The organism is Lactococcus sp. UBA7128, from assembly GCF_002492185.1.
GTDB lineage: Bacteria > Bacillota > Bacilli > Lactobacillales > Streptococcaceae > Lactococcus > Lactococcus muris.
This window is the reverse complement of sequence record NZ_DKXK01000048.1, coordinates 1-22405: the sequence shown is the minus strand read 5'-3', so window position 1 is coordinate 22405 and position 22405 is coordinate 1. Positions and strand designations below refer to the sequence as shown.

Annotated in this window: 25 protein-coding genes and 1 pseudogene; 8 read left to right on the top strand and 18 right to left on the bottom strand. The window is 40.0% G+C overall.

Annotation, left to right across the window (positions count from 1 at the left end; all coding sequences use genetic code 11):
• Positions 1-106: 106 nt before the first annotated feature.
• The 4 genes from B4H39_RS05650 to typA all read right to left on the bottom strand — a co-directional run bounded on the left by B4H39_RS05650 (position 107) and on the right by typA (position 4507).
• On the bottom strand, positions 107-1300 hold the full coding sequence (locus B4H39_RS05650; RefSeq protein WP_251423438.1) for an acetate kinase: 1194 nt from the start codon (positions 1298-1300) through the stop codon (positions 107-109).
• An 85-nt stretch (positions 1301-1385) separates the two neighbouring features.
• Entirely contained in the window at positions 1386-2321 is a 936-nt protein-coding gene (locus B4H39_RS05645) for a class I SAM-dependent methyltransferase (RefSeq protein WP_251423441.1), read from the bottom strand.
• Between the two features lie 42 nt (positions 2322-2363).
• Positions 2364-2594: a DUF3165 family protein gene (locus tag B4H39_RS05640; protein WP_202231218.1), complete on the bottom strand. Its 231-nt coding sequence runs from the start codon at positions 2592-2594 to the stop codon at positions 2364-2366.
• Positions 2595-2668: 74 nt separating this feature from the next.
• Complete coding sequence (gene typA, locus B4H39_RS05635) at positions 2669-4507, bottom strand: translational GTPase TypA (protein ID WP_251423444.1); 1839 nt, start codon at positions 4505-4507, stop codon at positions 2669-2671.
• Between the two features lie 290 nt (positions 4508-4797).
• On the opposite strand from typA, the gene B4H39_RS05630 reads away from it, so the two are divergent.
• The 3 genes from B4H39_RS05630 to B4H39_RS05620 are packed head-to-tail and all read left to right on the top strand — an operon-like array spanning position 4798 to position 6368.
• Positions 4798-5010 carry a YqgQ family protein gene (locus tag B4H39_RS05630; RefSeq protein ID WP_202231220.1) on the top strand — a complete coding sequence of 71 codons (213 nt, stop codon included), beginning with the start codon at positions 4798-4800 and terminating at the stop codon, positions 5008-5010.
• Positions 5003-5971 (top strand): ROK family glucokinase, encoded by a 969-nt coding sequence (locus tag B4H39_RS05625; RefSeq protein WP_202231221.1) that lies wholly within the window; start codon positions 5003-5005, stop codon positions 5969-5971. The genes B4H39_RS05630 and B4H39_RS05625 overlap by 8 nt, the downstream gene beginning before the upstream one ends.
• Before the next feature lie 16 nt (positions 5972-5987).
• Positions 5988-6368, top strand: coding sequence for a rhodanese-like domain-containing protein (locus B4H39_RS05620; protein ID WP_251423447.1), 381 nt, complete (start codon positions 5988-5990; stop codon positions 6366-6368).
• A gap of 33 nt (positions 6369-6401) precedes the next feature.
• Here B4H39_RS05620 and B4H39_RS05615 read toward each other — a convergent pair whose 3' ends face one another.
• Positions 6402-6848 (bottom strand): Dps family protein, encoded by a 447-nt coding sequence (locus tag B4H39_RS05615; protein ID WP_251423450.1) that lies wholly within the window; start codon positions 6846-6848, stop codon positions 6402-6404.
• Positions 6849-7406: 558 nt separating this feature from the next.
• Between B4H39_RS05615 and B4H39_RS05610 the strand changes: the two genes are divergently transcribed.
• Positions 7407-8060 (top strand): prepilin peptidase, encoded by a 654-nt coding sequence (locus tag B4H39_RS05610; RefSeq protein WP_202231224.1) that lies wholly within the window; start codon positions 7407-7409, stop codon positions 8058-8060.
• Here B4H39_RS05610 and dinB read toward each other — a convergent pair.
• The 7 genes from dinB to mvk all read right to left on the bottom strand — a co-directional run bounded on the left by dinB (position 8014) and on the right by mvk (position 14836).
• Positions 8014-9111: a DNA polymerase IV gene (dinB, locus tag B4H39_RS05605; RefSeq protein ID WP_251423454.1), complete on the bottom strand. Its 1098-nt coding sequence runs from the start codon at positions 9109-9111 to the stop codon at positions 8014-8016. The genes B4H39_RS05610 and dinB overlap by 47 nt on opposite strands.
• Before the next feature lie 304 nt (positions 9112-9415).
• Positions 9416-10024, bottom strand: coding sequence for a superoxide dismutase (locus B4H39_RS05600; protein ID WP_202231226.1), 609 nt, complete (start codon positions 10022-10024; stop codon positions 9416-9418).
• Between the two features lie 53 nt (positions 10025-10077).
• Positions 10078-11133 carry a type 2 isopentenyl-diphosphate Delta-isomerase gene (fni, locus tag B4H39_RS05595; protein WP_202231227.1) on the bottom strand — a complete coding sequence of 352 codons (1056 nt, stop codon included), beginning with the start codon at positions 11131-11133 and terminating at the stop codon, positions 10078-10080.
• Positions 11126-12067 carry a mevalonate kinase family protein gene (locus B4H39_RS05590; RefSeq protein WP_202231228.1) on the bottom strand — a complete coding sequence of 314 codons (942 nt, stop codon included), beginning with the start codon at positions 12065-12067 and terminating at the stop codon, positions 11126-11128. The genes fni and B4H39_RS05590 overlap by 8 nt, the downstream gene beginning before the upstream one ends.
• A complete protein-coding gene (mvaD, locus tag B4H39_RS05585; RefSeq protein ID WP_251423459.1) occupies positions 12054-13001 on the bottom strand; it encodes a diphosphomevalonate decarboxylase in 948 nt (315 codons plus the stop codon). The genes B4H39_RS05590 and mvaD overlap by 14 nt, the downstream gene beginning before the upstream one ends.
• 265 nt (positions 13002-13266) lie before the next feature.
• Positions 13267-13680, bottom strand: coding sequence for a universal stress protein (locus B4H39_RS05580; protein WP_202231240.1), 414 nt, complete (start codon positions 13678-13680; stop codon positions 13267-13269).
• 223 nt (positions 13681-13903) lie between these two features.
• The gene (mvk, locus tag B4H39_RS05575; protein WP_202231230.1) at positions 13904-14836 is read right to left on the bottom strand and encodes a mevalonate kinase; all 933 of its coding nucleotides are present in this window, start codon (positions 14834-14836) and stop codon (positions 13904-13906) included.
• A gap of 160 nt (positions 14837-14996) precedes the next feature.
• Between mvk and B4H39_RS05570 the strand changes: the two genes are divergently transcribed.
• Complete coding sequence (locus B4H39_RS05570) at positions 14997-15176, top strand: hypothetical protein (RefSeq protein ID WP_202231231.1); 180 nt, start codon at positions 14997-14999, stop codon at positions 15174-15176.
• Positions 15177-15288: 112 nt separating this feature from the next.
• Here the strand turns inward: B4H39_RS05570 and rsmI are convergent, their stop codons facing one another.
• The 5 genes from rsmI to tmk are packed head-to-tail and all read right to left on the bottom strand — an operon-like array spanning position 15289 to position 18823.
• Complete coding sequence (gene rsmI, locus B4H39_RS05565) at positions 15289-16155, bottom strand: 16S rRNA (cytidine(1402)-2'-O)-methyltransferase (protein ID WP_251423461.1); 867 nt, start codon at positions 16153-16155, stop codon at positions 15289-15291.
• Positions 16152-16493 carry an initiation control protein YabA gene (locus B4H39_RS05560; RefSeq protein ID WP_202231233.1) on the bottom strand — a complete coding sequence of 114 codons (342 nt, stop codon included), beginning with the start codon at positions 16491-16493 and terminating at the stop codon, positions 16152-16154. The genes rsmI and B4H39_RS05560 overlap by 4 nt, the downstream gene beginning before the upstream one ends.
• 24 nt (positions 16494-16517) lie before the next feature.
• A complete protein-coding gene (gene ricT, locus B4H39_RS05555) occupies positions 16518-17291 on the bottom strand; it encodes a regulatory iron-sulfur-containing complex subunit RicT (protein WP_251423464.1) in 774 nt (257 codons plus the stop codon).
• 12 nt (positions 17292-17303) lie between these two features.
• Positions 17304-18167 carry a DNA polymerase III subunit delta' gene (locus B4H39_RS05550; RefSeq protein ID WP_251423467.1) on the bottom strand — a complete coding sequence of 288 codons (864 nt, stop codon included), beginning with the start codon at positions 18165-18167 and terminating at the stop codon, positions 17304-17306.
• Positions 18168-18193: 26 nt separating this feature from the next.
• On the bottom strand, positions 18194-18823 hold the full coding sequence (gene tmk, locus B4H39_RS05545) for a dTMP kinase (RefSeq protein WP_202231236.1): 630 nt from the start codon (positions 18821-18823) through the stop codon (positions 18194-18196).
• A gap of 354 nt (positions 18824-19177) precedes the next feature.
• Here tmk and yycF point away from each other — a divergent pair, with 354 nt between their 5' ends.
• From yycF to B4H39_RS05530, 3 genes are read left to right on the top strand one after another with little or no spacing between them, the layout of a single operon-like run.
• Positions 19178-19879, top strand: coding sequence for a response regulator YycF (gene yycF, locus B4H39_RS05540; protein WP_202231237.1), 702 nt, complete (start codon positions 19178-19180; stop codon positions 19877-19879).
• Positions 19872-21290: an ATP-binding protein gene (locus B4H39_RS05535; RefSeq protein ID WP_251423469.1), complete on the top strand. Its 1419-nt coding sequence runs from the start codon at positions 19872-19874 to the stop codon at positions 21288-21290. Before yycF ends, B4H39_RS05535 begins: the two co-directional genes overlap by 8 nt.
• On the top strand, positions 21287-22099 hold the full coding sequence (locus B4H39_RS05530) for an MBL fold metallo-hydrolase (protein ID WP_251423471.1): 813 nt from the start codon (positions 21287-21289) through the stop codon (positions 22097-22099). The genes B4H39_RS05535 and B4H39_RS05530 overlap by 4 nt, the downstream gene beginning before the upstream one ends.
• Before the next feature lie 121 nt (positions 22100-22220).
• Here the strand turns inward: B4H39_RS05530 and B4H39_RS05525 are convergent.
• Positions 22221-22405 (bottom strand): annotated as a pseudogene (locus tag B4H39_RS05525) (hypothetical protein); the annotation flags it as partial.

Here is a 22405-nt window from a genome sequence, read left to right as displayed (position 1 = left end):
GCTTTCACTTGGACTTGTTTTCAGCTTCCGTAACCAGCGCCTGAAAAGCGGACAAAAAAGAAGCTCTTGCCTGAGCTAGAGCTTCTTCACTTAATCTCACCACTTTTTACTTAGCTTTCGCCGCTTCAACATCACGCGCAATAACAAGTTCTTCGTCAGTTGGAATAACAAAGACCTTAACACGCGACTCTGGCGTTGACAGTTCACCTTCAAAGCCAAAAACATTCTTAGAAAAATCAACATCAATGCCAAACCATGACAGTCCTTTTAAGACAGCTTCACGTACAGGAGCAGAGTTTTCACCTACACCTGCTGTAAATACAATCGCATCTGCACCATTCAACACAGCTAAGTATTGTCCTATAAATTTTTGTATACGGTCCACATACATCTCAAAGGCCAAACTTGCATCTGCATCTCCTGCATCACGTGCAGCAATGATTTCACGCATATCTGAAGACAAGCCCGATACACCAAGCAAGCCTGACTCTTTATTCATCATATCGACAACGTCTTGAGCATCTTTGAGTGAATCATCGTTGGCAATAAGGTAAGGGAAAACAGAAGGATCCATATCGCCTGTACGTGTTCCCATCATTATCCCTGCTAATGGTGTGAAGCCCATTGAGGTATCCATTGACTCGCCACCCTTAACAGCAGTGATAGAACCACCATTTCCGATGTGTGCAGTGATAATTTTTGTATCCTTAATATCCTTGCCCAACATTTTTGCAGCTTCCTGTGCCACAAACATGTGTGAAGTTCCGTGTGCCCCGTATTTACGCACGGCATTTTCAGTGTAATATTTTTTAGGCAAAGGATAACGGAAAGCTTTTTCAGGCATTGTTGTGTGGAAAGCCGTATCAAACACAGCTACAGCTGTAGCATCAGGCAGGAGTTCCAAGAAGGCCTTGATTCCTGCTGCATTTGCTGGATTGTGCAGTGGAGCAAGCGGCGACAGTTCCTCTATTTGTTGCACAACTTCTTGGTTAATCAAAGTAGATTTTTTAAAAATTTCTCCACCAGCAACCACACGGTGTCCCACTCCCGTGATTTCAGTAAATTCTTCAACAATGTGGAGACGCTTCAAATCTTCAAGCAAAATATGAACGGCTTGTGTGTGGTCTACAATATCAAGTACCCGCTCTTCTTTTTGGTCTCCAAACTTTACAGTTGTAACTGAATCTTTTAAGCCAATACGTTCAATCAAACCTTTGGCAAGAACTTTTTCTTCAGGCATCTCATACATTTGCCATTTCATTGATGATGAACCAGCGTTAACTGCAAGCGTTTTTGTCATTTTATTTGTTCCTTCTTCTTTCAATTCTCCCTTAAATTATATCACAAAACCAAATTGAAGGCAGTGACTGGCTAAGAGTTTTTGGTCAAATCTTGACATTTTTCACAAACTCAGACATAAATTCTTGTAAAACAGAAGGGTCTGCTAAGTCGGTCAACGGATAGACAAAAGTAGGTGTGTGCAGCTGCTTTTTGCTGAGTAGATAAATCGATTTTCCAGCCCCTTTAAACAGCGATGAAGGCAGTGTGATAACTGCTGCGACATGGGCGTTTTCTTTTATCCAGCCTTTCAGGAGCTCTGATTGTGCACTGGTTAAAAGATTATCCGGTGCCAGGAAAAGAGCAAATCCTGTCTCTTTAAGATATTTAAAGGATTGCTCCATCATCAAATGATGGACATAAGTATGCTCTGACTTGTCGTGAACTTGAAAATGGCGCGCGGTTTCATCATCAGGATAATATCCCACCGGAAGATCACTAACCACAAGGTCTACAGCCTCTAATGTTTGGGGTTTCACTGCATCTACTTGCACAAAAGTTGCATCGGTTCCTATCACTTCTGACATAGAAGCAGCCAAATCCAATAATAAGTCATCTATCTCAAAACCGACATAGTCCAACTCTTTCTGCAAATAAACCAGGAGCGTTTCTGCCAAGTTTCCTGTACCTGAGCCAAACTCCAGCACACGTACTTTCCTCTCCTTATGTAGTTCTTCGATAATAAAATTAAAGATGAACCCAATGGAATCTGGTGTTAAAGCGTGATTTGCCTGCATCGGTGCTACACGTGACCCTTGGAGTAAGACAAACTGAAAAAGTTTCTGCCACTCACTCTTTGTAAGATTCATTGAACGAACCTTGTCATTGTTAACTTTTGTAATGTCAGCAAACTCCAAGGCCCCCAGATAAGCTGCATTTTGTTCCACAAAGGCATCATAAAAATCCGTCGTCAGTTCAGCTTGAATCCCCATGATGTTCTCAAGTACAAAACCGAAGGCTTTTTCGATTTTTTCTATATCCATATTACCTCCAAAAAATAGTCTGTCAGAGACAAACTATTTTTTCTATAATTTTTCAATTTCCACAAGTGCCTTAAAAGCAAGCGCTAAAAGGGCAATCACCATTGCAATATCATACAAGGCTGCTCTATGACTGACAGCCTGACCAATTACAACAGCAACGATAAGCACAGCCACTGAGGCAAAGACAAAGATATCTGTACTTCTTCTCACATCCTTAGGCATTAAAAAGATATAGCCCAAGGCAAATAAAACCAAAAGTATCAGATAAAACATGCTTTTCTCCTTATCTTATTTGCTTTTAAAACTGCTTCTCTTCTGAGATTAGAAAGACGTTTCAACTCTATTACTCAGCATTTTTTTTTCTTCTTCGTTGCCTTTTCACGCATTGCTTTGTCAAGAATTTGTTTACGCAAGCGGATGGACTCTGGTGTGACTTCCATGTATTCATCATCACCCAAGAACTCGAGAGATTCTTCAAGTGACAAGATTTTAGAAGCATTGAGCACTGAAGTTGAGTCTTTATTAGATGAACGAACGTTTGTTTGTTGCTTAGCTTTTGTAACGTTAACAGTTAGGTCATTATCACGTGAGTGTTCACCAATAATCATACCACCATAAACTTCTGTTCCTGGTTCAACAAAGAGGACGCCGCGTTCTTGTACATAGCCCATAGCATAAGCTGTTACTGTCCCCTGATCCATAGAAATCAAAGCCCCACGACTACGTCCACCGATTGTTCCTTTAACCATTGGCATATATTGGTCAAAGGTGTGGTTCATGATACCATAACCACGTGTCATTGACATAAATTCTGTTGTGAAACCAATCAAACCACGTGCTGGGACTAAGAAGACCAAACGGGCTTGACCGTTACCAGTGATTTCCATATCCAACATATCCCCTTTACGTTCTGAAAGGGCTTGGATGATTGAACCTTGATATTCTTCAGGTGTGTCGATACGTACACGTTCAAATGGTTCGCACTCTACGCCGTCGATTTCTTTAACGATAACTTCTGGACGTGACACTTGAAGTTCATAGCCTTCACGACGCATTGTTTCGATAAGGATAGACAAGTGCAACTCTCCACGGCCTGAAACGATCCATTTATCTGGTGAATCAGTACTTTCAACACGAAGCGAAACGTCTGTTTGAAGTTCTGCTTGCAAACGTTCTTCAACTTTACGTGCAGTTACCCATTTACCTTCGCGTCCTGCGAATGGTGAGTTATTTACAAGGAAAGTCATTTGAAGTGTTGGTTCGTCAATGTGAAGTACTGGCAATGGTTCAACAGCATCTGTCGGTGTAACAGTTTCACCAACGAAGATATCGTCCATACCAGAAACAGCAATCAAGTCCCCTGCTTTTGCTTCTGTGATTTCTTGACGTTCAAGCCCAAAGAAACCAAAAAGTTTTGTGACACGGAAGTTCTTCGTTGAACCATCAAGTTTAGACAAGGTTACATTGTCGCCTACTTTGATCGTTCCACGGAAGACACGTCCGATACCAATACGACCCACGAAATCATTGTAGTCCAAAAGAGAAACTTGGAATTGCAAGGGTTCGTCAGAGTTATCGATAGGCGCTGGAATGTGTTCGATGATTGTGTTGAAGATTGGATCCATCGTTGCTTCTTGATCTGCTGGATCATCGCTCAATGAAGATGAACCGTTAATTGCTGAAGCATAAACTACTGGGAAATCCAATTGATCATCGTCTGCACCAAGTTCGATGAAAAGTTCCAAAACTTCATCAACAACTTCTTGTGGACGTGCAGATGGTTTATCGATTTTGTTCACGACAACGATTGGTGTCAAGTTTTGATCCAAAGCTTTTTTCAATACAAAACGTGTTTGAGGCATTGTACCTTCATAAGCATCCACGACAAGAACAACGCCGTCAACCATCTTCATGATACGTTCTACTTCACCACCGAAGTCCGCGTGCCCTGGTGTGTCCAAGATGTTAATGCGTGTGTCGCCATATTCTACGGCTGTATTTTTAGCAAGGATTGTAATCCCACGTTCTTGTTCAAGAGCGTTGGAGTCCATCGCGCGTTCAGCGAGGTTTGTACGGGCATCAAGCGTTTGAGATTGTTTAAGCAACTCATCAACCAAAGTTGTTTTACCATGGTCGACGTGGGCAATAATCGCAACGTTTCTGATGTTTTCGCGTAATTTAGTCAATTTATTTCTACCTATTCTTTCGAAAATTTCCTGCGGAAATCGTATCTCCACAGCTTGAACGCTAGCTTTCATGGGCGCCCAAACAATATATCAGACTTATTATAGCACACTTTTAGGCAAAGGCGAAAATGCACGCGTTTACAAGTTTTAGAGAGAAAAGTCATGCTCCTCCCCTTATAAATTTGTCCCCTTTCTTTGAAAAAAATCATGGCTAAATACACACCGAATGTTAGAGAGAAAAATTCCTCCCAACACTTGAAAACCGCTTACAGTTAAGGTAAAATAGAGAGATGAGAACACTTTACGATGTACAAGAAATGTTAAAAAAATATGGGTTTATTAATTTCATGACCAATCGCTTAGATGCGATTTATTTTATGCAACAAGAACTCTCCCAAATGGCTGAGCAAGGTATTTTCGAGAAAAGTGATGAGGACTACCTTACAGCTCAACTTATTTTACGTCGTGAAGAAAGAATTGAGGAGGATAAACGAAATGGCTAACAAAATTATTGGTGTTGATCTCGGTGGAACGTCCATCAAGTTTGGGATTTTGACACTTGAAGGTGAGGTACAAGATAAGTGGGCTATCCCGACAAATATCTTGAATGACGGAAAGCACATCGTCCCTGATATTATCGAATCCATCAACCACCGCTTGGAACTTTACAACTTGGATAAATCAGACTTCGTCGGTATTGGTATGGGAACGCCTGGTACAGTTGATATTGAAGCTGCTACTGTCCGTGGTGCATACAATCTAAACTGGGAAGATGTCCAAGAAGTTGGAGTCCCAATCAGCCAAGGTGTTGGACTACCTTTTATCCTTGATAATGATGCAAATGTTGCTGCTTTAGGCGAACGCTGGGTTGGTGCTGGCGAAAATCAACCCGATGTTGTCTTTATCACCTTAGGAACTGGTGTTGGTGGCGGTATTGTTGCCGATGGTGCTCTCCTCCACGGTATTGTAGGCGCCGCTGGGGAAATCGGACATATCGTTGTAGAACCCCATAACGGCTTTGCTTGTACATGTGGAAACTATGGCTGCCTTGAGACGGTAACTTCTGCAACTGGTATTGTACGTCTCGCAAGAAAATTCGCTGAAGAATACGAAGGCGACAGCCAAATTAAAGCAAGTATTGACAACGGTGACGAAGTAACTTCTAAAGACATCTTTATTGCAGCTGAGGCTGGCGATGCCTTTTCATTGAGTGTCGTTGATAAGTTTGCTTACTATCTTGGCTTTGCTTGCGCAAATCTTGGAAGCACACTTAATCCTGCTGCTATCGTTATCGGGGGTGGAGTATCTGCTGCTGGCGAATTTCTTCGCGCCAAAGTAGAAGCAAACTTCAAAAAATACTCTTTCCCAACTGTACGTGAATCAACAAAAATAAAACTTGCTGAACTGGGGAATGATGCTGGTATTATCGGCGCAGCAAGTCTCGCTTTAAAATTTAAAAAATAATCTTAGGAGAAAACAAATGCTTTGGGTCATTAACTTTATACTTTTAGCTATCATCATCGTCTTTTTCATCTATCCACGTTGGACACTTAAGCGTAATGCTAAAGTTGTGGAACAGCTTGAATTTGAACGCTTGATGGCAACATCACAACTTATTGATATACGCGAGATTTCAGAATTTCGTGTAAAGCATATCCTCAGCGCGCGTAATTTACCAGCCTCACAGATGGAGCAGAGCCTAAACGCTATCAATAAAAAGAAACCCGTCTTGCTCTATGAAAATGGCAAACCACTTGCCTCAGTCAAGGTCGCTAAGCAACTCAAAAAAGCTGGTGTCCCTGAAATTTATATCCTCAAAGATGGGCTTAACAACTGGACAGGGAAAATAAAAAAAGGATAACGAAAAGAACCTTAAAAACTAAGGTTCTTTTTATTATCCAAGCTCTGCTTCAAGCATCCAGATTGTTTTCTCAACATCGCCTAGTGCAACTGTATAAAGGTCAACTGTAACTGCATCTCCTTCAGCTTCAGCCACGTCCATACCTTCTTGGAAAAGTTTCGCCAAGTACTTATAGGCATTCAAAACTTCTTGCAAACGTTCAGACATTGACTTGTCCCAAGTTGCAGGATGAAGCTCAATTTTTGACTTTTCATCAAATTCTTTAAGTGTTGAAACAGGTGAACCACCGATAGTGATTAAACGTTCTGCAAACTCATCTAAATGATCGTTCAGTCCATCCATGAACTCGTCCATTTTAGGGTGCAATGTTAAGAAGCCAGAACCACGCATATACCAGTGAGTTTGGTGAATAAGCGCTGCTGCTTTAGATAAATCTGCAACTGTTTGATTCAAAACTTCTTGTGTTTTTTCCTTTGACATAGTAACCTCCAATTTTTTATTTCTACTATAATTATATAAAAATATAGCCAAGTAATCCAATAATAGAACCGCACATATCGTATAGATATTGGTACAATTGTCAAGAGGATTTACAGCACTTTAAAGCATAAGACAGAGCCTCTTATTCCCTATAAATTAGAGCTTGACTGCTTGTCCCTAATCCAATCTTTGAACTATCCATTGCGGAAGATATGTGCCAAAAACGCAAGCAAATATAGGAGCTGTAGAAGAACTTCACCAAATGGATACTTTTAGACCGTACAATGGATAACCAAGCGGCTATTTACAATTCTACTGCCACTCTTTCGTTTTCTACAATAACATGTTAGCTTGCCAAACAGAAGGGAAGGTGGGGACTAGCACTTTTTGCCTCCATATGCTGATACCGCTGCTTAAGCACTTTGTATTTTTGAGACCTTTATTCCAGCTGCCCTTGGCGGGTACAGTTTTATTTATATTTTTTAACTACTTTTTAAACCACTATCTCTTATTTTAATTCTTTGGTGAATTTTTTCGCTTTTTTACGTCTTCATAAGTATGCTTGTATTTTTCATTTTTACAGTGGGTTGCAGTGTTGGCTCTTTTCTAGGATTGGTCACCGACCGCTGGTATTCAAAGGATTCCATTATCTGGGGACGTTCTCGCTGTAACAGTTGTCAAAGGGTACTGACATGGAAGCAGTTAGTCCCTTTGTTTTCTCAACTCATTTTTAAAAGCCGCTGTTTCTATTGCCAAGCCCGTTTTTCTTATAGCTATTTTTTTCTAGAATTTTTGACAGGGGTTTTATTTGTAGCCGCATGGTTTGATTTAGATTTTTTACATTTTTGGACCTTGCTCCTTAGCTTGCTTCTAAGCAAGTTTGATATTGATTCTTTTTCTTACCCTTTGAGTCTCGGGCTATTTTTTGCCGGAATATTTTTCTTATGCTTTCCCTCAAATGCTTGGACGTATTTTTGGCTGGGCCTTGCCTACTTTTCTTATTTTTTCGACATCAAAATCGGTGCTGGAGATTTTCTCTGGCTTTTTCTCGCATCATTTTCGCTTTCACTAAATCAGCTGCTTTCTTTGATTCAAATTGCGTGTATACTTGGACTCTGCTTCTTATTGATCAAAAAAGAACGAAAATTACCCTTTATTCCTTTTCTTAGTCTGGCATATCTAATCGTAATTCTTCTGCCCCAAATCCAGTAAGCGTCACACCCAGAAGGCGAACTCCTAGGGTATCATCATAGTCAATTTCCTCAAGTAAATCTTGAGCAACAAGTGCCAAAGCTTCTGCTTCACTCAGTTTCTCAGAAAGTTTTTTTCTTTTTGTTAAAGTTCGAAAGTCTGAATAACGCAACTTTAAAACGACTGTATCTCCTTTAAGATGATGTTTTTTAAGACTGTCTGCAACGCGTTCTGATAGATTGATGAGCTCTTGCTTTACATCTTCAATCTGATAAAGTAATTTGCCATAGGTTTTCTCTTTTCCTACAGACTTACGCTGGCGGCTAGTAACTACTGCCGAATCATGGATACCATTTGCTTTTTGAAAAAGTTTCCATCCGTAAAGACCAAAGCGTTCTGCTAAAACTAAAGGATCTGCTGCCTGTATGTCTGCTCCTGTAAATATGCCCATCTCATGCAGCTTCATTTCGGTTGCCTTGCCTACTCCATGAAATTTTTCAACTGGAAGGTCTGCTAAAAACTTTTTAGCATCTTTAGGCATGATAACCGTCAGACCGTGTGGCTTTTCATAATCCGAAGCAATCTTTGCTAAGAACTTATTGTAAGAAACTCCTGCCGAACAGGTCAAGCCAAGCTCAACAAAGATATCATGTTGAATAAGCTTGGCGATTTTTATTGCACTTGTTGATCCTATCTTGTTCTCAGTTACATCTAGATAAGCTTCATCGATAGAAGCAGCTTCAATTTCATCCGTATAACGCCTAAAAATTTCACGCACCTGTTCGGAAACTGCACGGTATTTTTCATAATTTCCACTAATAAAAATAGCCTGTGGACAGAGATCGTAAGCTTCCTTGGCACTCATTGCCGAATGAATACCAAAAGCTCTTGCTTCATAAGAACAAGTTGAAACAACACCTCGTCCTCCTGTCTGTAAAGGGCTCCGAGCAATAACAACAGGTTTTCCTTTCAATCTTGGATTATCACGAATTTCCACCGATGCAAAAAAGGCATCCATATCAATATGGATGATTTTACGTGAAATGTCATTAATCAGTGGAAAAGTTAACATGTTTTCATTATATCATAGACAGTCCGAGGGGAAGTTACTTCCAAACTGACATGGAAATTCCAAAATAATTCCCCACAATCCTTAATAAGCAGATAGAAAAACTAACGCAATGGCAAAGCAAAAAGACAGATTTATCCAATACCACTACATGTACCATAGCAAGGGCATCATGAACTTCCCTTTTCCATAGGGGAACTTTTTCAGATAAAAGCCCAGACATGCATTAAAAAGACCAGACTCTCTTCTTCAAAGATCTGGTCTTAAGACTTTATTAATTTAAGAGCAGCGCTCTATCCTTTTACGCTTATTTAGCCTTTGTATAAAGTTCGTTTACCTTATCCCAGTTAATCAGGCTGAAGAAAGCTTCAATATAATCTGGACGAACGTTGCGGTACTTCAAGTAATAAGCATGTTCCCAAACGTCAAGACCAAGCACCGGAATTTGACCGTCAGAAATTGGATTGTCTTGGTTTGCTGTAGAAACAACTTTAAGTTTACCATAGTCAAGAACCAACCAAGCCCAGCCGGAACCGAAACGACCTGTGGCAGCAGCCTTAAATTCAGCTTTAAAGTTGTCAAATGAGCCGAAAGCTTCATCAATTGCTGCAGCAATGTCGCCCGTTGGCGCACCACCTGCGTTTGGAGCTAACCATTCCCAGAACATTGTGTGATTAAGATGCCCACCACCATTATTGCGTACTGCAGTACGAATATCTTCTGGTAAACTGTCCAAATAAGCCACTAATTCTCCAACAGTTTTATCAAAAAATTCAGGGTGCTTCTCGATGGCTGCATTAAGATTATTTACATAAGTTTGGTGATGTTTATCATGATGCAGATGCATTGTTTCTTCATCAAAGAAAGGTTCCAAAGCATCGTATGCGTAAGGTAATTCTGGAAGTGTGTAAGCCATAATATTCTCCTTAAATGTTAATATACTCTATATTATAAAGAAATAAGAACCGTTTACAAAATTATCTGCTTATCTTTTCTTTCTTCAAGAAAATGCCTCAAGGATTGATTATAGATAAATTCGACCTGTGATAGATCATTGAACTGACGGGCGCCAACTAAAGTATAGAGTTTCACCAGCTCATCTTTCCACTGACTAAACAGTTCATCCAAGGCCTGAGAACCTTCATCCTTAAGCACAGACAGGACATATCCGGCAGAGCTTACGAGAGAGGCCCCAAAAAGCTGTGCTGCAAGAATATCCATTGAAGAAGACACAGCTCCCGTAGCAATTAAGGGCTTATTATTTTTGGCCAGTCGGGCTTCTACGAGACTTTCTGGTCCCGTGAAACCGTAATGGTCTAAGTTTAGAGTAGTTTGGCCTCGCTCACGTTCAATCCAAGCAAAGTTCGTTCCTCCTTTGCCGCCAATATTAATTCCTGCTACAGCTGTCTGACTGAGTTGCTTGAACATTTTTTGGCTCATACCAAAGCCTACTTCTTTGACTACAACAGGAACTCCTAAGTTTTCAGCAATACCGTTGATATTTTCAAGCCAGTAAAAAGAACGATCTCCTTCACTGTCTTTCATGACTAACTCTTGGCCAGTATTGATATGGATTTCTAAAGCATCAGCAGAGAGCATCTCGACAGCTTTTTGAGCGTTTTCCAATGAATGCCCTGCGCCTATGTTCGCAAAAATAAAGCCTTGAGGGTTATGCTGACGCACTTGACGAAAGCCTTCCGCCAACTCAGGGTATTTAAGGGCAATAGACTGTGAGCCAACAGCCATAGCAAGCTTTTGACTGGCAGCTATTTCGGCAAGCTCTAAGTTAATCCTGTTTCCCATTTTTGAGCCGCCTGTCATAGCTTCTATGTAAAAAGGAAATTCAAACTGATGTCCAAAGAGAGTCAGAGATAAATCCACTTCTTCTGTGGAAATTTCAGGCAAACCATTCGGAACCAAGCGTAGAGCAGATGAAAATTCAGAATGGTTTCGCCCTTCCTTCCAGTATTTTAAGGCAAGTGACAAATGCTCATCTTTACGATGACTATGTATTTCTTTACTCATTTATTTTTCCTATCCTTGCTTTTTCAAGCTTCATCCCTTCTGCTTCAAGGACAGCACCCAATTCAGCTATATTCTCCTCATGTTCTGCAAAGAGAATGATATTTTCACCAAAACCAGCACCTGAAATTTTCCCAGCCAATTCTGGTTGACTATTAATAATATTTAAGGCCAAGGCAAGTTGATCTGTCATGTAACCCTTGGTCTGGTTATTTATGAGGAGTATCTGATTTTCTAAAAGTTTCTCTTTAAAAAGGGCAAAGTCTTGCATATCAATAGCTGTGCTGATTTCAATGACGAGTTCATCACTTTTTTCAAAGAACTCCTTAGGCCACTTTTGCTTTAGTTTTTCTCCTGTCTTAGAAGATTGATTGGTCTGTACAACATAAGGCTGCCAAGGAATATTTATGGGAAAAACACGTTGATGATTTTCATAAAAGATACTGCCGCCGTACATAATAGCCGCAACATCCCCCCGCGAACCGCTGCCTTGCACATCGTAATGCGCTTGTCCAGCAAGTCTAAAACGCTGTTCAAGTGACAAATTTAAACGAAAAAATTCGTTAAGCGCATTGACGACACCCACCACAACACAGGCTGATGACCCATAGCCTTTTTTGTCTTTTCCAAGACCTAGACCACTCTTGATTTCAAGCTCAAACTCTTCGTTCAGTTTGACTTCCTTTCGCACATACTCAATCGCCGTCATGACAAAATTCCACGGACCTGTTCGTTCAGGCTTGAAATTTTTCATTGAAAAAGTATAGTCTGGTATATCAACATTGGTTCGTAAGAGACTGACTTCTGTCGCTGTTGTGATGCTTACTTGGAAATCACTTTCCAGACTAGTGACCAGCGCCAATCCACCTGGGCGAGTGACCGCATATTCTCCCGCAATAAAAAGCTTTCCAGGAACATCTATCTTATAAGTATTCAAGACCGCCTCCAGCATGTGCGACATCAAAGGTAATTTCTGGGAAATTCGCACGAAATTTTTCTAAAAGTATCTTTTCTGTAGCTTTATCCGTGATAATCTTCACATTTGGTCCGGCATCAATCGTCACAAAAGCTAGAAGTCCTGACTTATAGCATTTTTGCGCAAAGGCAATGATACGCCGCGTATCCTCTGTAAAATAGTCAAAAGGTTCTGCACATGAACGATTTTGCTCATGCATGCCTAAAGCATTGTCTTCCGCAAGGAGACCTATCTTTTCAATATCCGCTTGGCGAATGGCTGCTTTCATTTCTTCCAGTTGACGTGCTGATTTTTCTACCCAAGAACGATAAGTTGGTGCGGTTTGTGCTAGCTGCATGCCTCGTGTTGAAGGCATTTTCTTTTGCGCACTTGAAATCTCTGCTACAAGCATTGACAGTTGGATGTCTTCATCATAAAAACTCTCCGCATAAGAAGAGGCATCATTCTCGCCCTTATTCCAGACTGCAAAATTTCCAAAAAGCGAGCGTGACGCTGATCCAGAGCCACGACGAGCAATGCGAGACATTTCGGTCAAGTCTTCTGACAATTCTAAAAGTCTAAACATTGCACCTGTTAAAGCCGCGAAGCTTGATGCCGATGATGCTAATCCTGCCGCAGTGGGCACATGATTTGTCGAAGTCACTAAGACAGCAGGAAAATCACCATGTTTTGCACGGAGTATGTCTAGGAAATTATGCACCCGTGTCGCATCTGCAGTTTGTCCATTTAAGACCAGCTGATCCTGATCAGCAAATGCAACTGAAGTCGTTGTGTAAAACCTATCCAAAGTCATTGATAAGGAACTCGTTGTTGGGATGTTTAATGGCACGTTCGCTTTACCCCAATATTTAATCAAGGCAATATTCGTATGTGCTCTTACGGTAATTTCATTCATTTTATTTTTCCTCTTGTGGGGATTAATCTCTCCCATTATAACAAAGGTACTGAAATTTAGCCATTTGTTATTTTTCACCTTGTCCCAACTGCCGCAGATTTTAAAGGAAATTTGCAAGTTGCTATGGTTCTCCCCCTTTTTTCTTCTCTTAATAAAGAAAAAAAGAACAGGAAAAAGAATTACGTTCCTCGTGTATAATCAACTGTTCTGATTCGTATATTGTTTTAATTTCTGTTGAATGAGAAAAATATATTGCCCATGTCTACTACTTCACCACTGTAACATTACAAGGGGCATGGTTAACAACATAGGCTGTAGTTGAACCTAAGGTCATTCGCTCAAAATAATTTGCACCTGTAGCTCCCATGACAATCAAATCACTTTTCTGCTCTGTCGCAAATTCTACAATCTGTTTTTTAGGCAGTCCAACAACCACAAAGATTTGACTTTTGACAGTGTCTTTTACCACATCTAGAGCTTCTTGCACAATCATTTCTGAAGCTCTTGTGTAGCGTTGTTTAGGAATAGGCAAAGCATGACCGTATAATTTCCCGTCATCCTGTACTATCAAAATAGAAATTTCATCCTTATTCGCCTGAGCAATTTCTACTGCTTCACGAAGTGCCTTGTATGCATTTTCTGAGCCATCTACTGGCACCAAAATGTTTTTATATCTTATCATGATACTCCTCCATCGCTCTGCTTATATTATAATGCTTTCTAAGGACAAATGAAAGCGCCACGCTTTTATAAATAAATGTACTTCACCAGTTAGGAAAATCTAAGGACTAAAGGCAATCTCCAAGCTTATAAATAACGTCCCCTTAAAACCTTAAGTCATTTTGAAATAAAAAAACCTTCAGGAAAACCATATTCCTAAAGGTCAATCACATCTTTAGACTTTAAAAAGAGTAAATCCAAGTGTTTTTCGCCCCATTTTTCAAAAGTTTTTGACTGATATGGATGGCATCTTTTTCATTAGAAGCCAAAGCGACCATCACTCCGCCCAAACCAGAACCTGTGAGCTTCGCCCCCAGCGCGCCATTTCTTAGGGCCGTATCCACAAGGGTATCCAAACGAGGGTGCGACACACCGAGAGCCGAGAGATTTTCATGGGCTTGATTCATCACCTGCCCAAATTCCTCCAATTTATTGGTCATCAAAAAATCTTTTGAAGCTTTAGAAAGACTTCCCAGATTCTCAATATATTCTTGAGCTTTTACCCTATTGTCAGATAACTTTTCTCTTACTATACTAATAGCCTGACTTGTAAAACCATGTACTCCTGAGTCTCCGATAACCAAATGGCCTGAAAGCTTCAAGTCAAAAGGTTCCGCCGTTTGCCCCTTGATAAACCAAAGCGGCGACTCCGAATTAACGGTTGCCACATCAATACCCGATGAGCGCCCGTGTGTGATGTTCTCTGAGAAGTTGGCAAAAGATAAAAGTGTCTTATCTGTTAGCTCTGTGTCAAAGAAATCATAAAAAGCACGTGTGATGGCTGTTGCCAAAGCAGCGGATGCCCCCAAACCACGACCAAGAGGGATATTAGAATCTACTTCTAACGAAAAAGGAAGCTTTACAGACTGAAATTTCTCCAATAGGCGTAAAATAAGTTGGCGCACCCCCTCAAATTCGTCTCCCAGCACATCCAATCTACGACGAGATTCATTATTTTCAATGTATTGTCCGTATTTGATAGAAGAAATTGTAACCGTTGTTTTCAAAATCTTGACAGGAAGCGCAATGGCAGGCTGTCCATGGACAACTGAATGCTCTCCAATCAAAATTAATTTAGCATGAGCTGTTCCCGTGCCCATTTTATTTGTAGTCATAACTATAAATTCTCCATTAAGGTACACAAAGGTACTTGACAATTTTATAAAATTTGAGAGTGAAAATCAAGTGGCAATTTCTTTTTAAGAAAATCTGTAGGAGAAATGACGCTCTGTACTTTCTTTTCCTAAATTTTAGAAAAAAAGATATAATGAACCTATGGAAAATTTACGTTTAGCCCTTGAAAACATGGAGATTGTCACTTTGGATGCGGCCGTTAAATACAGTGGTTTAAGCAGAGAAGAAGCTCTTAAATTTATTCTTGACAATCCCCAGCTAAGAATTTTTGATGAGAAAAATCAGCGCTGGATTAATGAAAATGTAGACGGACACTGTTAAGCATAATCAGAGATGCAGAGATAAAAAATTTATCCAAAATAAGAAAAAAATCGCTCAACAAAGCATTATTATATGCCAAATGGAGCGATTTTTTTTTACTTTTTGAAATTTTTTATAAGTTATGATACTGCGCATAAAGCTCTTGACGCACCAAGTTCCGTTCTTTTGCAACTTGTTTAATGGCCACATTCGGCTTTATCCCCTCCTCAACAAGACGAGCAACAGCCTCCAAAGGGGAAGTTTCTTCAACTCCTTCAGTCTCTCCTCTACCGCTAAAACCCGAAACGATAATCAAGCATTCTCCTTTTATCGGTTGTTCTTTCAATGAGAGCAAAATTTCGGAAATTTTTCCACGCCGGTATTCTTCATAGATTTTTGTCAATTCTCTGACCAGAGTCACTTGGCGATTGCCATAAACCTGAAACATATTCTCTAAGGTTTCTGCCACACGATATGGGGATTCATAAAAAATCTGCGTTTCTGGATAAGCCTTCTTCATTTCCAAAAACTTTTTCTGCTCCCCCTTTTTTCGTGGTAAAAAGCCATAAAAAACATGAGGCTGAGGCACCAAACCTGAAGCGATAAGCGCTGTAATACCCGCTGAGGCGCCAGGGAGAGCAATGACATCAATATTTAGCTTAATCGCTTCAACAACCAAGTCATGACCCGGATCCGATATCGAAGGCATGCCTGCATCAGATACCTGAGCCACTGACTTTCCTGCCAAAAGAAAATCCAGAAGCTTGGGAATTTTCTCAAAGGAATTATGTTCATGAAAAGATTCTTGTGCAACTTTAATCTCAAAATGGTTTAAAAGTTTTTGAGTATTGCGCGTGTCCTCACTTGCCACCACGTCCACACTGCGCAATGTTTCTAGCGCACGTAGGGTCATATCCTGCATATTGCCAATGGGCGTGGGCACCAAGTAGAGTTTTCCAGCTTCTTTTTCTCCTTTGAAACTCCTTTGTATATTGATCATCTGTATAACAGCTCCAAACAGTCCAAGCAATTCTCACCATCTTGCAAACGTTCAGCATAATGCAAGTGGCATACATGAAAGCCTTCATTAAAAATTTGAATAAGATTTGGATTAGGCTCATTTTTTGATTTTGAGCTGGCTTTTCCTTCTTTCTTCTCAACATGGGCCAAACGCTCACGTAGCTTCTCATTTTCCATGCGAATTGTCGCATTTTCTCTTAAGGATTCATCAAGCGCATCACGTACTGCTGAAATCTGGCTCAATGTATAAGCTAAACTTTCTTCTAATAGTCCAAGTTGCACATAAATCTCATTCTTATCAATCATTGTTCCCCCCATAAATCACCTAAATCTTAAGACACCTTACATCTCAACCTCTGAAATATCAAACTCTTTTATCGTATGCTCAAGCTGTAGCTTAATTTTATTGTTCAAAATATTCAATCCGATAACTTTTCCTTCACCTTGCGCAGTCGTAATATGCTCACCAAAATCAGGGAAATTTTTTCGTGCTTCCCGGTAAAACTCGTCTTCATAGGACAGGCAACACATCAAACGCCCACAGAGACCATTAAGCTTACTTTGTTTCAAAGATAGGGACTGATTTTTAGCCATCTTAATCGAAACATTAGGAAATTCGTAGATAAATTCAGAACAACACAGCGGACGCCCACAAGGACCAACTCCTCCATAAATTTTTGCAGCATCACGCGCACCGATCTGTCTGAGTTCAATACGTGTACGGAAAGTCGCTGCCAATTCTTTCAGTAACTCTCGGAAATCTACTCTGTTTTCCGACGTAAAAGACACAAAGAGCTGACTCTGGTTTAAATTATAGGCTGCGTTGATGACCTTCATATCGATACCATGAGCAGCAACAATTTGACGAATCTTAGTACATGCTTTTTGCGAAAGTTCCTCCGTTGTTTCAATCAACTCCCTGTCTTCTTCCGTTACTGCACGCACAATCTCTCCCGAAGTGTTCATCTCACTTCCTTCCGGCAATTGCTTTATTACACGCCCATGACATTTTCCTTTTTCATTTTGGATAATGACTTGAGTTCTGGGCATAAGCGCTATGCAGCTACTTACAAAGGCGTTTTGCTCCCCATGCGTAAACTCTATTTTATAAATCATAGTATTTTCTTCCTATTTCAGTACTATATATTCTAAACAAGCTCCAAAGCGAACATTACTTTTCCACATCTTTTCTGCCTGAAAAGTACTTTGAAGCTTTTCAGACAGTTTCTCTTGATTAAACAGTTCTAAGAGCAATGAAAAAATAAGTTTCTGCCTCTCTTTTTCCTCAACATTCTCCACTACACTTGAAAGATAAAGAAAGGCTTCTCTCTGATCGGTTCTTATTAATTTTATCAGCTGTTGTAATTTATTGAGAGTCTCAGTAAACCAGGAGGCTCCTGCTATCTCCTGGGCCTCTTCAACAGAAGTGCAAATTCGTCCAAGCAGCTCTGCCTGTGTTTTTAATATGCCTCTATTTTCAAGAAATTCTTGCATATAAGCACTGTTTTTAGGAAAGCTAAAGACTTGTGCCCGGGACTTCACCGTTGGTAAAATCAAATTTTCGTTTTCTGTCAGCAAAAAAACATGGGTTGCGTTATCTGGCTCTTCAATGGACTTGAGGAGAGCATTCGCCGCATTACTATGCATTTTTTCTGCCTCAGTAATAATCACTACCTTTTGACTCCCCTCAAATCCAGACTGACTAAAAATCTCTGATAAGTCGCGAATCTGACCCGTCTTTATAGTTTGCCCTTCTGGACGAATGATGTGCAAGTCAGTAAACTCTTCCATTGCGACTAACCGACAATGTCGGCACGCTTCACAAGGTAGACCTTTCTTTGGATTTTCACAAAAAATCGCTTGGCTTAACCATATCGCCATATCAAAACTGCCGAAACCACCACTGAATAAATAAGCATGACTCAACTTATGGTTTTGCAAAATATGTTGAAATCTTTTATAAAGCATGGGCTGGATTTCTGCGATTTTCATAGAAACTCCTTAATTTTGAATTTTTATTACAAGAAAAACCTTTTTTTGATAGCTCTTAGCGTATCTGCAACAACTGTATCAATATCTTGACTTGCATCTATTGTGACAAAGCGTTCTGGGTCATGTTGCACAATTTCTAAATAACCTTGTCTTACTTTGCGGTGCATCTCAGCACGCTCCAAGTCAAGGCGGTTCAGCTCATCCGCTCTGTTCCTCATGATGCGCTCCAGTGCAATATCTGTATCAATATCGAAATATAATGTCAAATCTGGTTTAAGACCGTCTGTTGCAAATTCATTAAGCCAATTTACAGGTTCAACACCAAGCGCACGTCCATAACCTTGATAAGCAACTGAAGAATCAATAAAACGATCGACAAGCACAAGTTTCCCTGCTGCAAGAGCAGGGAGCATTTTCGTCTGCATGTGTAGCCGCCTTGCTGCAGCAAATAGCATCAGCTCCGTCTTGCTGTCAATTTCTGTATTTTCTGTGCTGAGAATTATCTTGCGAATTTCTTCTGCCACACGTACTCCGCCTGGTTCACGTGTTGCAAGCACTTCATATCGTGATTTTTCTAGTTCAGGAAGTATCCTTTGTAAAACCGTTGTTTTACCGGCTCCATCCGGTCCTTCCAGACTAATAAGTATTCCATTCATAACTTATATTATAGCAAAAAAGCAGGGAAGTTGCTTTTCTCCAAGTGTCCTATTCACTAAAATCTAGAAACGATTTTTTTTACTTTTTTGTCTGCAATTTGCTTGAATAGTATCCCAAAGTCTGAATCGTGTGTCAAAGTTCTTATAGATTTCTGTAAAGAGCATTGTGACAAAATTTATGCAGAAATTCTTATTTTGTAAACATTTTTTACCATATAAGTTTCTTATTTTACAAATGATTTCGCTTTTGTAAAATTTCTATATTATGGACATCTTTACCTTGCTATACTACTGTAATAATTGTATAATGAGAAAAGCAATTAATATTAAATACATCTAAGCGAAAGGATTATCATGAAAAAAATTCTTGTTGTTGACGACGAAAAGCCAATTTCAGATATTGTTAAATTTAATCTCGTCAAAGAAGGGTATGAAGTAGTCACTGCTTTTGATGGTGAAGAAGCTCTTGAACTCTTTGAATCAGAAAAACCAGACCTTATCTATCTTGATTTGATGTTGCCAAAAATTGATGGCCTTGAAGTTACACGTCAAATCCGTAAGACTTCTGAGGTTCCGATTTTGATGGTTTCTGCCAAAGATACAGAGTTTGATAAAGTTATCGGTCTTGAACTTGGCGCAGATGATTATATTACGAAGCCATTTTCAAACCGTGAATTGCTGGCGCGCATTAAGTCAAACTTGCGGCGAATTACAAACATGCCTGTGGAACAACCCAAAGATTCTAAAAAAGAATTGGTTATTGGTACTTTGCGTATCAATCCTACACACTATGCAGCCTACAAAAATGAGAAGCAGTTAGATCTCACACATCGTGAATTCGAGTTACTTTACTATCTTGCACAGCATCTTGGTGAAGTAATCACACGTGAAACATTACTTGAAACTGTTTGGGGCTATGACTACTTTGGGGATGTCCGTACTGTTGACGTTACCGTTCGTCGCTTGCGTGAAAAAGTTGAAGATACACCAAGCCGCCCACAATACGTGTCTACACGTCGCGGTGTCGGCTACTACATGAGCGAACCACATGAATAAATTCTTTAATTCGATAGTATTGAAAGGAGTAGTGATTCATCTACTTCTTTTTGGCATTTTTGAGATAATGAACAGTACATATTATCTTAGTGATACAAAAGCCCTCTTACTGTTTTTTATTTTTTACATCGTTACTCTGAGCTTGCTTATCTGGTACCTCAGCAATTTAGCTCAGACTGCAAACAAAATTTCCAATCAAGTTGATAATTTTCTAAATAATAACTATGAGAATCTCCAAAAATCAACGGAAAATGATGAACTCTCTACAGCCTATAATAAATTAATCACACTCGGACATGAAATAGAAGATCGGCAAGAACATCTCGAAAATCAAAGAAGCCAGCTTGAAAGCATTTTGACCTACCTTGTCGATGGCGTTATCACAACAGACAGACATGGACATATTAACTTGGCTAACCACGCAGCTCTGAATTTACTTGATCAGTCGAATGAAGGCATCCTCGGAAAAGAACTGATAGAGGTATTAAAAATATCCGACAAATATTCTTTTCATGACTTACTCCAGAAAGAGCCTGAACTGACCTTAAACACTGTAAACTGTGAAGGGGCAAGTGTCATTCTTCGTGTTAATTTCATGCTTTTTCGAAGCGAATCAGGCTTCATCTCTGGTATCATAGCCGTTTTGCATGACACAACTGAACAAGAAAAGACTGAACGTGATCGCCGCCTTTTTGTGTCTAACGTTTCCCATGAATTGCGAACACCTTTAACTTCTGTCAAAGCTTACTTGGAAGCATTAAACGATGGAGCACTCGCTGACCCCAACTTAGCTGCGAGCTTTGTTGACGTCTCTCTCAACGAAACAGACCGTATGATTCGCATGATTGGTGAGCTGCTAGAACTTTCACGCATGGATCAAGACAAAGTCAAACTTCATACTGAAATTATAAACTATGTTGACTTTATCAACTATATTCTTGATCGTTTTGATAAAATCATCGAAAAAAATTATAGAAACTTTAAAATTAAGCGCCAAATACCTCGCCAAGAAATCTGGCTTGAGATTGACACTGATAAGCTCTCACAGGTTATTGACAACATCATTAACAACGCCTTTAAATATTCGCCAAATGGTGGCACTATAACTGTAACGGTATGGTGTAATAACAATAAAGCATTTACCTCTATTGCTGACCAAGGTATAGGGATTCCTAAACCAGCGTTGTCTAAAGTTTTTGATCGCTTTTATCGCGTAGATAATTCTTCTCGAAACAGTCAGATTGGTGGTACTGGCTTAGGACTATCTATTGCCTACGATATCATGAAACTGCACAAAGGCGATATTCAGGTCACTTCTGATGGCAAAAATGGCTCAACTTTCACTCTGTCTTTCCCCTACAGTGATGAAATCAATCAAGAAAATAACGACTGGGAGGATTTTGCTGAATGAGTAAGGAAGCAGCATTTAAATATTCGATTTTAGCCTCTGGAAGTACTGGAAATTCTTTTTACTTAGAAACCCCAAAAAAGAAAATCCTTGTAGATGCCGGACTGTCTGGGAAAAAAATAGAAAGTCTTCTGAAAGAAATTGACCGTGATATCAAGGACATCGACTCCCTTCTCATCACGCATGAACATGGGGATCACATCAAAGGAATTGGGGTTCTTGCTCGAAAATACGGGATTCAACTCTACGCCAACGAACTGACTTGGCAAGAGTTGGACAGTAAAAATTCATTGGGAAAAATCCCGCATGAACAAAAACATGTTTTTGAAATGGGCAAAACTAAAACTTTCGGTGATATTGATGTTGAAAGTTTCGGTGTCAGCCATGATGCTATTGCCCCTCAGTTTTATCGTTTTATGAAAGACAATAAGTCTTTTGTTTTACTGACTGACACAGGTTATGTTAGTGATCGCATACGAGGAACGATTGAAAATGCAGATGCTTATCTCATGGAAAGCAATCATGATATCGAAATCCTGCGTATGGGAGGCTATCCTTGGAAGACAAAGCAACGTATCCTCAGTGATCAAGGGCATTTGTCCAACGAGGACGGTGCTGAAGCAGCCTTTAGGGTTCTAGGAAACAAGACAAAACGTATCTTCCTCGGTCATCTCAGCTTGAACAACAATATTCAAGAATTAGCCCACATGACCATGGACGGCTTTCTTGCTCAACATGACGTGGACACTAAGCGCGATGTACATATCATTGATACTAGTCATGAACATGCAAGCAAGCTCTATGATATTTAAGGTAAAGCTAGTAGTACATATGGCTTTCCTCTAAAGAGGAAACTAAAAAAATCGTTCAGTCACGCCTTTCTTTAGGCTAAGATTGAACGATTTTTTTGCTGATGAATAAGATTAATGGGTTTTATTGGTTGATGATGAGGGCGGGACGAGCACCGCCTTCAGGACCACCCCATGTATTAAGACGGTCGCCACCCATCCAGCCTCCCATGCTGACGATCCAGCCATGTCCTGATGCTCCGGGAGTACGAAGCATCCAATAAGCACCATATGGAGGAATGTGAGGTAGTCTCCGTTCTTGTCTATTAC